Origin of the sequence: Staphylococcus chromogenes (assembly GCF_029024625.1) — a bacterium.
Classification (GTDB): Bacteria; Bacillota; Bacilli; order Staphylococcales; family Staphylococcaceae; genus Staphylococcus; species Staphylococcus chromogenes.
In genome coordinates, this window is the sequence record NZ_CP118953.1 from 1,376,907 (window position 1) to 1,388,931 (window position 12,025).

12 protein-coding genes are annotated in these 12,025 nt (G+C 32.9%); all 12 read right to left on the reverse strand.

What is annotated here, in order from left to right; genetic code table 11:
* Positions 1 to 102 precede the first annotated feature (102 nt).
* On the reverse strand, positions 103 to 372 hold the full coding sequence (locus tag PYW36_RS06740; protein WP_142382083.1) for a hypothetical protein: 270 nt from the start codon (positions 370 to 372) through the stop codon (positions 103 to 105).
* 509 nt (positions 373 to 881) lie between these two features.
* Positions 882 to 1,619 (reverse strand): hypothetical protein, encoded by a 738-nt coding sequence (locus PYW36_RS06745; protein ID WP_037571949.1) that lies wholly within the window; start codon positions 1,617 to 1,619, stop codon positions 882 to 884.
* Between the two features lie 5 nt (positions 1,620 to 1,624).
* The gene (locus tag PYW36_RS06750) at positions 1,625 to 2,416 is read right to left on the reverse strand and encodes a HipA family kinase (RefSeq protein WP_037573026.1); all 792 of its coding nucleotides are present in this window, start codon (positions 2,414 to 2,416) and stop codon (positions 1,625 to 1,627) included.
* A gap of 368 nt (positions 2,417 to 2,784) precedes the next feature.
* Positions 2,785 to 3,519 (reverse strand): halocin C8 precursor-like protein, encoded by a 735-nt coding sequence (locus tag PYW36_RS06755; RefSeq protein ID WP_103159623.1) that lies wholly within the window; start codon positions 3,517 to 3,519, stop codon positions 2,785 to 2,787.
* 206 nt (positions 3,520 to 3,725) lie between these two features.
* The gene (locus PYW36_RS06760; protein WP_115346995.1) at positions 3,726 to 4,403 is read right to left on the reverse strand and encodes a hypothetical protein; all 678 of its coding nucleotides are present in this window, start codon (positions 4,401 to 4,403) and stop codon (positions 3,726 to 3,728) included.
* 129 nt (positions 4,404 to 4,532) lie between these two features.
* Entirely contained in the window at positions 4,533 to 6,002 is a 1,470-nt protein-coding gene (locus PYW36_RS06765; RefSeq protein ID WP_103158797.1) for an SH3 domain-containing protein, read from the reverse strand.
* A gap of 1 nt (position 6,003) precedes the next feature.
* Complete coding sequence (locus tag PYW36_RS06770; RefSeq protein WP_103158798.1) at positions 6,004 to 6,252, reverse strand: phage holin; 249 nt, start codon at positions 6,250 to 6,252, stop codon at positions 6,004 to 6,006.
* Between the two features lie 49 nt (positions 6,253 to 6,301).
* Entirely contained in the window at positions 6,302 to 7,162 is an 861-nt protein-coding gene (locus tag PYW36_RS06775; protein WP_103158799.1) for a hypothetical protein, read from the reverse strand.
* 124 nt (positions 7,163 to 7,286) lie between these two features.
* On the reverse strand, positions 7,287 to 7,580 hold the full coding sequence (locus PYW36_RS06780; RefSeq protein ID WP_103158800.1) for a DUF2951 family protein: 294 nt from the start codon (positions 7,578 to 7,580) through the stop codon (positions 7,287 to 7,289).
* A 26-nt stretch (positions 7,581 to 7,606) separates the two neighbouring features.
* Positions 7,607 to 7,891, reverse strand: a complete 285-nt coding sequence (locus PYW36_RS06785) for a hypothetical protein (RefSeq protein WP_103158801.1) — start codon at positions 7,889 to 7,891, stop codon at positions 7,607 to 7,609.
* 39 nt (positions 7,892 to 7,930) lie between these two features.
* Entirely contained in the window at positions 7,931 to 8,074 is a 144-nt protein-coding gene (locus tag PYW36_RS06790) for a hypothetical protein (RefSeq protein WP_172458440.1), read from the reverse strand.
* Positions 8,058 to 12,023 (reverse strand): phage tail spike protein, encoded by a 3,966-nt coding sequence (locus tag PYW36_RS06795; protein ID WP_103158802.1) that lies wholly within the window; start codon positions 12,021 to 12,023, stop codon positions 8,058 to 8,060. The genes PYW36_RS06790 and PYW36_RS06795 overlap by 17 nt, the downstream gene beginning before the upstream one ends.
* Between the last annotated feature and the right edge of the window lie 2 nt (positions 12,024 to 12,025).

A 12,025-nucleotide genomic window follows, 5' to 3' on the forward strand; every position in this document is an offset into this window, starting at 1 on the left:
TCCTTTTGAAGGTAATAAAAAGCGACCATATTGCAGGTCGCTCTTTTTTATTCAATGATACCTAATTTTTAGTTTTTCAAAAAAACACCGCAATCACTAGGATTACGGTTGGTTTATGTATACAGTATCATTACCTAATTTAACAGATAACGCTACTTTTCTATCTAGTTTTCTTTTTATCAATTCCTCTGTGAACTTCCACCTTACTGTATCTCTTCCTACTTTATGCATATTTCTATATATTTCCTTTTCTTCATCAACCATTAAATCAACAAATTGCACTGTACTAGGTTGCATTTGTAGCGCCTTTTCAATCATTCTGTGAGTATCTATTCCGTGTACCATAGCATCACCTCGATTAAATGATAACATAAAAAAACCCTACATAATTGTAGGGCGAATATGTATCGAGTGAGAGGCAAGGAAGAAGTCTCCTGCGGGACCAACAGTCAGATATATGGCCTCTGCCGGGCTATATAGCTCACTCCTGCTATATAATAATACATCACATTAACCTACCCTCTTCGAGGACACAGAGCTATGTCACTCGTCAGCAACTTCATGTGAATGCTCAGTTAATGTGATGTAGGCACTTTAAGCGGTCTGTGCCAGTGACCGAGTCGTTTCACGGAACAACTATTTCATAAGTCTATTGTAACATAAAAGCGACCCTTTTACAGGTCGCTTGATTTTTATTTACGATAACTTTCTAAATTACTTTTAACTTCTGCCAATGTATAGTCAAATTCGTCAGCATCTTCCACAAGTTCACCATCAAATAATGATTGTAAATCCTCATCTTCGATTAGAATTATGATTTATACAAAATATGCAAAATAAAAAACGTTGATTTAATGCGCTTTTTGCCATTGGTAAGTGGTTTATTGTGTCACTAAATCCTTTTCTAGCACAGCATTTATTTCTGATTCTTTGTTTATCTGATCCTTTAAATCAAAAATAAACTCCCTTTCTTTTTCCATATTATCATCCAGAATGAATGTTATATTTTCTTCGTTAAACATGGCATGAGCTATATATGATCTAATATTAAAAATAGCTTGCGGAGACTTATTTACAACTTTATAACCTATCTTTTTCCCATTTTTGGTTTCTACCATAAAATCAACCGTTATTTTATCTTGATTTTTACCACCTTGAAATACATAAGATTTTTGTACAGTATTGAATTTTTTCGACAAATAGTTGTTTATATATTCTTTTTTCTCTTTTTCAGTCATTTTATTTTTAGGATTTTGTGATGGGTGGAGAATGTATCTAGTTGTATCGTTTATAAATATATTAACTTCATCTAAACTATTGAATTCTCTAATTTGTATGTTAGTGAATTTAAAATTATTCACATAAAATCTAGTAAATTCTTTTATTTCACCTTTGAATTTAACAAAATTGTCTCTTATACCATTTAAAAAGATTTTAGTAAATTCTGGATTAAGTTCTTCGTCAAAATTAAAAAGTTTGCTCTTTCGCTGCATAAGGTTAAATCTGTTTTCATAATAGTTATTATTATTTTCAATTTGAAAAATAACACCCACTGCAATGTTAGAAATCAATAGTGTATCTGGGTAATAATTGAAACTTGAATATTTCACTTTATACATTTTCCTCACCTCACTAAATGCTTTATTATTTCTTCTATTATATCATCAAACTCATTTTTGTTTCTTTCAACAAACTTTTTCAATAATTTAATGTCTTGTTCTTGATGTCCACTTTTAATTTTAAACGGTATAGAATCGATTATAGCATCCATGTCAATATTACCTAATTTATTTTTAAAGTCAGAACCTACTTGTTGAATTTCTGCAGAAGTAAAAGTTTTGTTTTCTATTAGCAACTGATAGTTACCAGTATTAAAAACATCTTCTATCATTGTTTTTATTGATGGATTTCCTTTTTTTAGAACGTCAAACCAAATACATTCACCAGGAAATATATGCGTGTAGTCTATTGGAAACAATTCTGCTTTTTGTTTCTTTTTAGGCATCTTTATTAATAAGTTACCTTTATTCCTATCTGTATTTGAAATAAAACAATCAAAAATAATCAATTCAATAATATTTTTATTTTCAACTGTATTTAACATGCCTGGAGCATCAATAGGTAAAACAGCATTTTCTAATACGGTATATGTAAATAATTCTGCGTGATCAAAACTTACTCCACTTGAAATATGGTTTTTAGTTAGAAAACCATCATACTCTGCAAATCCAAATTCAGGATGTGGAAATTCCAAACTTTCTGCTATATAATAACCCGTTGCTTCATTAAATAAAGCATAGAAACCCTCATCATTTTTTATAGATTTGATTACAACCGCTGATGAATTTATCATTGCATAATAAGGTGTAGTGGCTCCATTCCCAACCTTGCTTGTTATTTCAGTTATTTTTTCCATTTTCCACCCACTCAACACAATTATATATATAATATACAACTTATTTAAAAAAAGAAATAGACAGAACATAAAAGCGAACAAAAATACCACCCAGTGACATGAATGGGTGGTTGTAAATAAAGTCAAATATTCACTGATATGAGCTAGTAAGTACTATGCGTCTCAATTGTAATATAAAAGGAAAACGATTATAAGTTTCAGTTACCTTTATTATTAATATAATAAGAAGCTCATTTTAAAATTCAAAATCCCGAGTAACTCGAGGCCTCAAATATATTACTTCTTTTTATTAAAATACATCAATGTAATTACAATAGAATATACAAAGAGAAATATCATTATAAACATTGTCATGTAATCACCTTTTCCTATTTACAAATATAGTTTGTTGCACCCGTACAACCAAGAGATGTTATTAGACCACAAATTGCGGCTAAGGAAAATCCTCCCCAACCGGTAGTTATACCTAATGCTGCTGCAGCTGCCCAACATCCTCCTGCTCCACCAGTACCACATAACGCACCGACTGCCCATTCGCACCATCCACGTTCTTTTGGCGGTAAATTCTTAAAGGATTCTTCTTCTATTTTATCTTTAGAAGTAATTTTAAAATTTTGATCATAGTAATGGCCTTTTTGGTCTATGTTAAACTCATAGTATGGTTTGTCATTTAAAATACCTTTCATGTTAATATATTCTTTATTATTGTGTTTAACAAATTTTGAATACATCATGTGATTATAAAAAATATCTTTGTTTGCTTCATTATATTTTAATTCAATCATAGCGAGATTATTGTTCTTTTGAGCTAATTCTTTACCAAATATAAAATTAATTGAGTATACATTAGTGTTTTCACCTTTATCTAAGTGAACAATAATATTTTCATCTTTTATCGAATTAATAGAAGTTGATTTTGCATGCTTCTTATAAATATCTGATTTTTTAATCTTGTTAATAATATCTTGCTTAGTTTTACTATCAACATTACTTGTAGGTTTACTTACCGCTTTACTTTCAGCACTTACATCTTGAAAACCTAGGGAAAAACAAAAACTTAAAAGCATGACAATAGACAAAATAGAGAAAACGACTTTTTTCATTTTTATTACTCTCCTTTAATAGTAATATGAAACCACTTTCATATTAGCAAAATTTAAAATTCATTTGGATTAAAATTCTCAAGTGTTGCATTTTTATTCTTAAGTGTTATTTTTATATCTATGAAAAATCTTTTATTTAATTAAAGTAACTGATTTTATTTAATATACATTAAAATTTATAAAAATAAAAAAGGCAACCAATTTATTCAGCTGTTTTTTGACATATCGATATAATTTTTAATATCTTCCACAAATTCTTTTGCCATGCCCTCAATTTTGTTCAAGAAAGTAAAAACTTCATCAACTTTTTCACCCTTGTAATAGAAGTAATACTTCTCTTCATAATAATGTTCTTGCAAATTAGATGAACCTTTACTCATTTTAACAATATTTGGGTCTTCTTCACCTGTAATAGAATCAATTTCAGAAACGCTATCATTATAAAAAGAAAATTCAGTTACATGTGTTACTTCTTTATTATGAGTATTAATGTGGACGTGTTTTTCCTCATTTTGCATTTCATTAAATATTTCATAAGTCTTATCTTTAAATAATTCATCAAAAATCTTGAATATTTCTTGGTCTACAATATTATTATCCATTTCTAGTTTTTCACTTATTTTATTTTTAAAAAGCTCATCTGTAAGATTCTTTTTCCGGAATGGGATGCCAACCCTCCGTGACGGGTTATCTGTAAACAATTTTGCTAACTCTAAGTTTGCATAGTCCATTGGAGATTTTAAAACATTTAAAAGTGTGTTTAATTTTATTTCATCGTAAATATCTAATTTTTCTTTGTTTTTAAGTTCTCCGACTTCACGATCTACATATTTAAATTTATACTGGCAATTTTCGTACCAATCTACATAACCTAATGACTTCAAACCATGATCACTCCACTCTCGAAAATTTTAAAAAAAAGATATAGTTTTAACTGTTTATTCTTTTTGTGATACTTATGTATTTTAACACAAAAAAACAGGCCAACCATTTCGGCTAGCCTGAATTTATTGTTATTTAATTGTTCCCCACAACTCACCTAAACCATGATTAGGTGGTGCAACGCCGTTCCATTCTCTGACCGGTAAATACAGACGTTCTCCTTCAAAGCTATCATAACCTACCCACACGTGACCATCTTGTAACATTACTTCATCATAATTGATAGTTGTGCCAGGTTGTAGTTTTCCTGCTTCGTTACCTTTAATTCTAAAAGGTCCTTCTGTCCAAACTTGAATTTCTTCATTTCCATTTTTAAATGTGGCTTGTTCATTCTTCCACCATGTACCGTACTTATTCTTATTCCAATCAGTTTTTGTAACAACTTGCTTTTTCTCTTGCTGCTTAACCTTTTGTTTAACATCTTCTTGTTTGATTGTTTCAGATTTATTTACTTTTAACGCTCCACCATCATAGTAATGTTTAATACGTTTAATAAAGTAATCTTTCATCTTATTAATATTTGCAGTAGTGTACGATGCATTTTTACCGACGTGTATTTCCCATGATCTATGCGGGCATGAAGTGCCAAAGAATTCATTGTGCAATCTTACTGTCGTTCTGTTTACCGCTAAACCATAAGATTTCATTACATCTGCAACAACTTTTAACGTTGCTTCTTCGTTCTCTAAAAATAAAGCATCTGAAATACGTCCTGGATAGCTTTCACACACTTCAAAGCCGATTAAGTTAGCATTTGCCCATTGATTACCACAATGCCACTCTACGTAATCTGTCGGGTGATACCAAAGTACTTCATTTCTATTTGCATAAACACTTGCCCAACCGTTAACGTGTGTCCCGTTATTCTCACGTGCATATAACCATGGCAAATATTGGCTAGGCGTCATACTACCATAATCATTGTGGATGACTACGCCTTTAATACTTGGTTTTGGTGCTGTAATCTTATTACCCTTTATATGGTTTGAATAGATATGTTTCAACTCTTTCACGCTCCCATTCTTCGATTTATCTTGTTTTTTATTTAAATTACTAATGTCGTATTTTTCCATTGGTAGTCCACTACACACTTGTGACTTTTCATCTTTAGGCGCGTCTTTTGGTCTAAGTTGTAAATGTAGGTGTGCAGACATTGGATTGTCATAATAGTTACTGCTACCTTGCAGCCCTACAATGTCACCTTGATTGACTTTATCATCCACAATAAATCGCAATGAACCACGTTGTAGGTGACCGTATATCCAATCATTGCCGTTAGCATCTTTAATTACTAAAGTACCGCCGAAGTTACCGTAGTCATTAGATTCAACCACAGTACCACTTGTGACTGCAGGCACATCATTCGTTTCATTCGTATATAAATCAAACGCACGGTGATAGCCACCACAGAACGCATCGTAATTAATCCCGTTTTCAGTGTAATCGCGGTATCCATAGTTTTTAGGATAATTATCATAAGTGCGTGGATCAGATGAAATAATCCAACCTTTTTTAGTTAAATAATCAATAGCAGTTAGCATGTTATTTCAAACCTTTCTCTTTTAGATATTCTTCTTGCGCACGCGCTGATTTTTTAACGATAAATGTATTTTTCCAAATACCGTAACTTACCATTATTAAAGGTACACCCGTGTTTAAAACATTTATCCATGCGTCCACCGCTTGTGGATTAATCCATTCCGCACTGATTCCACTTGCTTGTAACGCAAGGTAGAATGCGGCTAGAAAACCACCGATTAATGCAATGAATTGTTTAACTTTATCTTCCATATAAATGCCTCCTTAAAAGTAAAACCCGCCAAAATGACGGGTTTAAAGTTTATAATGTAATATCTAGTTCAAGTTTGTTTTGTTCAATTGGATTATTATTAAATACGTGTCTAACCACAATTTGATTGCGTTCTCCTTTAACTGAATTACCTACTGGAATTAGGTAATTATTCTCATATCGTTCTGAAACGTCTAAATCATATGAATCCACTTTTAAATCATATTGGACTGGGAAAGGAGTTCTGAAATCAGGGTCATTTTTTACACTCTCATAAAATTCTTCAACATTATTTGGAGTATTGAGTGTGATTAAATTCTGTAGTCCCTCTTGTTTGACTTTTTTCCAATCTTCATAGCTTAAATTTAGAACTCCTTCATAAGCTGATTTTGCAAATACAAAAGGTAGAATTTGGAAACCGTCATGCCAATTTAAAAACATCACATCCAACTCACCTACACTATTTGCGTAATCTTCTTTAACTGCATTGACTATTTGCTCATCAGTTAACTTTAAACTATCGAATGCCCCGTTCTCTAAACCATATTTAATTAAATCATCATACAAGTTAGCACTTTCCACATTATCTGCAGCTCTACCTAAGACGCTAGGCGTTACAGTAATGCGCACTGTATTGTCAGACGGGAATACATAACCATTTGTAACTACTTCCACATCATACGTGCCACTAGGGATAATTTGATTGATAACTAAATCAACCTTATTTTCTTTAATTGTTGAATCATATTGATATACATAATCACGCTTTGATAAATAAACTTTTGCTGTTTCCCCTACATCTAAAACATCGTTGTTACTGTCAGATAATTCAAATGTAATCTTTGATTTATCCCCTTGCTTAATTTGGTTACCGTCACCTTTATTAGTTAAATTTAAAACGTTTTTATTCATAATTTTAATTCCTTTCGATTAAAATAAGCCGACACCGAAGTGCCGACTTTCATATAATTACTTGCATCTGCCAAACCAAAAGCAGCTCCAAAAGCTATATCCAAATAACATGGCAATCACCTCCTTAAATTCCAAATAATGTGCGTAAAATTGCGATGATTAATGAACCTACAATAGTACCCACTAAGCCAATTACATACATCTTCATTTCGCGGATGTTCTTTTTATTTGTTTCTTTGTTTTCTTTATCAATTTCTCTTTCTCTATTGATTGAATCTAAAGTAAAATCCATTTTTTGATTGATAAGATTTTGACTATGCTGTGTGTTTTTGATTTCATTTAAGGAGTCAAAAATTTTATCATCATTTTCTTCTAAACGAGAAAGCCGACGTTCTGTTTCTCTTTGATAAGACTCCAATTACAATACACCTACTTTACTTTAATTTATGATGAACTTGGTTCCTCCCTAACATACGGCTCGCCACTTTCATCGAACTTACTACGGTCAATTTCTTGCTTAACGTAATAAGTTTTAGATCCATTACCAAAAATCCCTGCTAACATATTCTGCATAGCACATACTTTTTTAACTTGCTCCTCATCTTTAAATTTGTACGCATTATTTGGTGATGCACCACGTACAAAGCTATTTGAGTAATTCTGCATCAAACAACTTTCTTCGCCACGCTTGTCCACTTCTACGAGGTAAAACTCTGTGATTTTTTCCATAACTGATTCCTCCAATAAATTTATTTATAATAAAAACGCCTAACGATTTTCGTCAGACGTTTCATTATCCTTACTTTGTAATTGTGTAATTAATGCCCGCAGTATTGCGTTTTCTTTCTGCAAATCTGCATTAGCAGTCGCTAGGTTATCAATAACCAATTGTGGATTAACTTGTTCGTTCATTATTAAGCTCCTTCCAATTATTAGTCATAACATCAAATTTATCTTTCAAATCTTTAATTTGGTTATTCAGCGCTTCATTTTCTTTAATAAGTTCTTGTATCCCTAAAATAGCCCATGTAGCTATTTTTTGAACGCTAATTGCCTTTCCGTCATCAACAGATATTGAAGGGCTATCTTCAGAAATAAATCCTATATCACCACTTGTATTACCTTCTTGTAAATCTGAAATATAATCATAACTAACGGGCTTTAATTCTTTGATAGTAGCTAAGCCGTTTTTCAAATCTTTTATATTAGTTTTTAAGGCACGGGATGACGCTTTCACAAAATCTTTAGCTTGAGCTGTTACAAAAGTGTTCGATTTATATCTTGTGAACCTCACTCCTGTTTGACCTTGTAAATAGGTGTCTCCACCTTCGAAAACAATACGACCAACGCCCGACAAATCAAAGTCAGATGCTGTAATAGTAGCAAGTGATGTACCGTCAGAATTAAGTGCTTTCGTTTGAGTACCTCTCAAATGCACTTCTCCAAAAGACGATTTTAAGCTCAGATGTCTATTGTTGGAAAGAATACCTAAATGACCATGCTCTGCGCCATCAGATGCTTGCAAACTAATATATTGACCACCTGAACCAGCTTGACTATTAAAAGCACTTTGACGTTTTAAAACTAAGCTAGCGCCATCATTAGCGACCTCCACGCCACCGCCTAGAAATTGAGTGTACCAAGAATTAGATGACTCAAAAGATAAACGATAACCTGCCTCAATCTTTAAATCCTGACCTGAATAGATGTGCATACCCTGACCATAAACATCACTACTATATGTTTCTTCAGCAAAGAAATCAATGAATCTAGCGCCACGTTTGTCGGGAGACTTTGAATGAATCTCACGCTGCGTTGTAATCCCCTTATCTGTTAACGCTAACCATCTTTCTATGTCCAACAACTTTCTACTTCCGTAAGTTTTAGAAATTAATCCAGAGCGATATACACCATTCCATGATTCCGTGAAAGCCTCATAAGTAACACTCCCTTCCGGAAACGTACGTACGAATGAACCGGTCGAACGTATTTTTCCACCACTTAAAATCGTTGATTCCCCATCTTTAACGCCACTTACAGTTGCTCGGTTCAAATCAATATCAATCGCTTTAAGATAATCGATTGTTGCTCGCTTACTGAACAACTTATCGATATAAGCGTCTTTAATTGTGGTTATGCCATTTTGAACGATAACATCACCGTCATTAATAACGAATTTTGAGGTATCAATTTTAATCCCCTCAGGGCCAATATTCGCTGATTGAATATTACCGTTATCATCATATCTAAATGTCATACCGTCAGATGTATTATTTACAAATTCTGATACAACACGATTTAAGGTTTGACTACTTGCGTTAAACACCTCACGTGATACACGTTGCGATATTTGTTCGCCGTCTTGTAAGATTTCAGTTTTTGCAACAGACAACTTTTTGTCAGTACTACGTGTCACATCAGATGGCGCTTCCGTATAATCGGTAGCTTTGTTACCTTTTTCAAGCTTTAAATTACGTATTTCAACTAAATTCGAATCACGTTGCGTGCCTAGTCGTCCATCAGGTGTATATAATCCCGAATACGCCATAAATCTGTGGTCAACAATTTCAGGCGCAACAAATGTTTGTGTCACTTTAAATTTATTGTTTAATATCCGTTCAATTAATTTATAGCTAGTTGTGATACGATCTTTCGGAACTGATTGACTATAAAGGATAATGCCATGTTGTGCTGAGTATTGAATGTTGTAATCAGATAAACCGACAATTTCTAATTCATAAGAATACGTGTATTCTTCACCGGGTACTAACACTTTTTTTAGATAATCTGCAGTGTATAACGTTGTCGCCCAATACTTGCCTCTAAATGATTGTGTGGACGTAATAGATGGATGCACATTATTACCATGTGTTGCACTGTCATATGATTGAAATAAGTTTACGCCACCGATTTTAATACTATCTAAGCCACTTTGATATTCTGATTTAGTGACTTTATCACTAATTTGACCGGCAAGTGTCTTACGTTCTGCATCTGCCGATTCCATACGTTCAATTAAGCCTTGTTGATTTGTTTGATAATCGACTGATTTAACGTAATCCCTAAGTTGTTCTTTCGTATCTTCACGTGATGCAATAACCGCTTTTTCAACTACATTCGGTTCACCTACAAGTTGATTCTCACTATTTACTTGTAGGCCGAATTTATCTGCAATTACTTGCAATGCGTCTCTAAATTTTTCTTCAGTATACTGTGACTGTAACAATTTAAATCGTTCATCGATGGCTACCTTTACACGTTCAACCACATTGTATAGATTCTGCATTGCCGTTCGATAATTTAAGAATAACGTTTGTGTATCGATTAACTTACCTATAGTAGCAGTTTCATCAGTCATGCTTTCAAGATTACTTTTGATGTTATTAAAAATAGAGACTGTTGCATCAAGTTCGGTATTTAATTCTTCTTTTAAATCAAAGTCCACTAAATACTCACTGTTGATGACATCGTGCATTTCCTTCAACAATTTACTATGTTGAATGGATAGGTTAACGAAAGTATTAGTTAACTCGCTATATAGTGCTTTTTCACGAGTAATAGCACCAATATCTTCAGCTTTTTCTGCCGTCGCATTAATCCATTGCCCCTCCCAGTAACGTCGCAACACTGCCACATCAGGATTACGTGTATCTAGCCATAACATATCGTTAACCGGGTTATCAGGAGGTTCACCCCCCTTGAATATCTTGCGTTCAAAATATTCAAGCTTACCTTCAACCACATCTGCAACAATAGTATTCACATTTGTAAACTTATCATTCAATTTTTGTTGGATGTCTGATAATTTACTACGGAAGAAAGCTTTTACATCATTTTCTTTATATTCAACATATTGCCCGAAAGTCCAATCACTTTCACCACTAATAAGATTGTATTTTTCTCCGATTATTTCAGCCTCTATATATAATGGAGGTGTAAAGTCTGTATCTTTAATTCTAACCAAATCTCCGAGTGCTATTTCATCTTGCGGGTATATCTCACGCGCATCACAACTTGATACTTCGTAAGATACGGCTTGTTTTTTTCGTTTGTTAAGTTCAGTTGTAGCTAAAGTACGTAAGCGTTGTTCGGTCATATCCTCATCTTCAGATTCAGGTTCGTATATACCCCAAATATAATGTTCGGGTAAGCCAAATTGATCTTGAGCATCATCATCTTTAATTTCTAATTGAATACGATTGCCGTTATCTTGTTCTGGTCCTAAAGCAATTAACGCCGTTTTAACTTCAGATGTATCGACAGTTCGTTTCACCGTCAACAAGTCTTTACCATAGGCAATTTCTTTTCCTTTAAATAGGGGTTCAGGCTCTTTCAAAACAACATATCTACCTTCGACTTGATTTCCGGTTATTTCTATATAAAAGTCTAACTTCATTGAATAAGTTGTACGTAACTGTAATAAAAGTTCATACCTATTATGATATCCAGTCCAAGATGTAGTCCTATCTACACTGAAATCAGTAAATTCAGAAGGTGTCCAGCCTGTACTTTCTAACACATATTCTAATGCCTCAATAGGTTTTTTCTTTTCTATTTTACCGGGCGCAACAGGTTTAGCTTTAACGATGTCTTCTAAATAGGATGCAACACACTCTACTGTAGTGTATGTTCTATCTTGTTCTATTCTTTCAATGATGAATTCTCGGTATTTTTTATTGCTATCTTGGATAATAACTCTATTACGTTTTTGTACATTTTCAGCACGTTCTGACAAAATACTGAATTCAAGCGTTTCTGAATTATCATTAAGATTTCTTTCTTGTGTCGCACTTAAAATTACATTATCATCTCGACTTATAAAATCTATAATCTCTTCATCATAATTTAAAATGTGAATCATTA